This is a genomic window from Vreelandella rituensis (assembly GCF_003336665.1).
GTDB classification, from domain to species: Bacteria; Pseudomonadota; Gammaproteobacteria; order Pseudomonadales; family Halomonadaceae; genus Vreelandella; species Vreelandella rituensis.
Genome location: NZ_QPIJ01000150.1, coordinates 1 through 1170 on the forward strand (window position 1 = coordinate 1; position 1170 = coordinate 1170).

Below are 1170 nucleotides of genomic sequence, written 5' to 3' on the forward strand. Positions count from 1 at the left end.
ACTACCTCGCAGGTTCGCGCTGGCCTTTCGACTCAGATACGTTGTCAGTGGAGCTTCATACCGAGCCGTTGCCAGCTCCGCACATCCACCTAGGGTACTGTTCATGGGAGAACAGGTGGCAATCTCAGCCACAGTCGGTAAAGCGACTTCATGTCGCACCGTATTGTTCCACACAAAACGTGTACAGCCGAACGACTGTGCCAACAGCACAGCCTGTTCAGGTGTGGGGTAGAAACGTTCTTTGTAGGCACGTTTTGTCATACTGGAAAAATATCAGGGGTTAGGGCTATATCAATACAAGCACCGCTGCGCGGTGCGCGCTTATATCACCGCCCGAGGACTGGGCGATGCTTTACGCGCCGAGTGGTAAGGCATGGGAAATTATCTAGAAGCGCGTAATACCTCTTCCTGAGTCGCGTAGCGTGAAGGGAGGGGATATAAGCACGGCAACCATCGGATGCCCTTGTTGGTTATATGCACAGTGCTATACTGGCTATGTCGACACGACCTACCGAGGGGCACTCGGGAAGTGACGTCTGTGGAGACGATATGAGACCCGGGGGACATGGGTTGGCTCGCCACCGCAAAAGTCCCCACTGGGACTTTTGCGGCGATAACCAAGCCATTCCCTCGGGCAGTCGTCTACGAAGCAGAAACCAGTAAGGCAACAACCTGGGAATCCTCATCAGAAGCGCGATAGCGCTGAAGGGTGGGGAGGATGTCAAAAACCACTGATGGCTATACAGATGGAATTTTTATATTTTCACCAAAGAGAGTTCTTGAATGCTTATCTAAAAGGTCGGCTTGGGAGAAGTGTTGAGTGTGCCTTGATATTGATTAAACAAGGTAAAATAGATGATGCCGCCATTGCTGACGTGACCGAGCTGCCAATGGATGCAATTCATGCGCTGAAAAAGCTTCCTGATGATTGTCTGGATGACCTTGAGGATTATTCAGAGGTTTTTGATTTATTTGGTGAAATGTTCAGTGAGTGGTATGAAAAAACGTGGGTTGAAGGTCTGAGGGGATGTGTCCAGAGGTTTTGTGAAACTAGGGTCTGTTGATGTTTGGTGGCAGGAAGATTTGGCAGGATAGGGGCAAGCTCACAGAATAGAGGTTCCGACACCAACAAACGGCGAGCCTGCCATGCCCCGACAAATGCTCACGGAT

At 50.6% G+C, this 1170-nt stretch carries 1 protein-coding gene and 1 pseudogene; one reads left to right on the forward strand and one right to left on the reverse strand.

What is annotated here, in order from left to right:
* Positions 1-153: 153 nt before the first annotated feature.
* A pseudogene (locus DU506_RS21200) lies at positions 154-261 on the reverse strand (helix-turn-helix domain-containing protein); the annotation flags it as partial.
* A gap of 473 nt (positions 262-734) precedes the next feature.
* On the opposite strand from DU506_RS21200, the gene DU506_RS21205 reads away from it, so the two are divergent.
* Positions 735-1064 (forward strand): hypothetical protein, encoded by a 330-nt coding sequence (locus tag DU506_RS21205; RefSeq protein ID WP_114488792.1) that lies wholly within the window; start codon positions 735-737, stop codon positions 1062-1064.
* Positions 1065-1170: the final 106 nt, after the last annotated feature.